Origin of the sequence: Cupriavidus sp. SIMBA_020 (assembly GCF_046535395.1) — a bacterium.
Classification (GTDB): domain Bacteria; phylum Pseudomonadota; class Gammaproteobacteria; order Burkholderiales; family Burkholderiaceae; genus Cupriavidus; species Cupriavidus campinensis.
This window is the reverse complement of record NZ_JAWRWU010000833.1, coordinates 1-263: the sequence shown is the minus strand read 5'-3', so window position 1 is coordinate 263 and position 263 is coordinate 1. Positions and strand designations below refer to the sequence as shown.

General features: G+C 64.3%; 1 pseudogene. It reads left to right on the top strand.

Annotation, left to right across the window (positions count from 1 at the left end):
- A pseudogene (locus SB751_RS31715) lies at positions 1 to 263 on the top strand (bacteriophage N4 adsorption protein A); the annotation flags it as partial.

Here is a 263-nt window from a genome sequence, read left to right as displayed (position 1 = left end):
CCGGCAACGCGATGAACTATGCGGATGCCGGCTATGCGGCGAAGCGGATCGGCCTGAACGACGAATCGGTGCAGATGTTCGAGCACAGTCTCGATGCCGACGAAAGCGAGCACGCGTTCGACACGCAGCGCAAGTTCGGCTATCGGCGCGAAGTCGAGCAACTGCAGCGCACGTGGGGTTTCGTGCTGAGCGCGCCGTATCAATCGGCCGCGTTCGGCCCGCAAGGAACGATCAGCGTGCTGCAGCCGGGCGTCGAGGCGTAC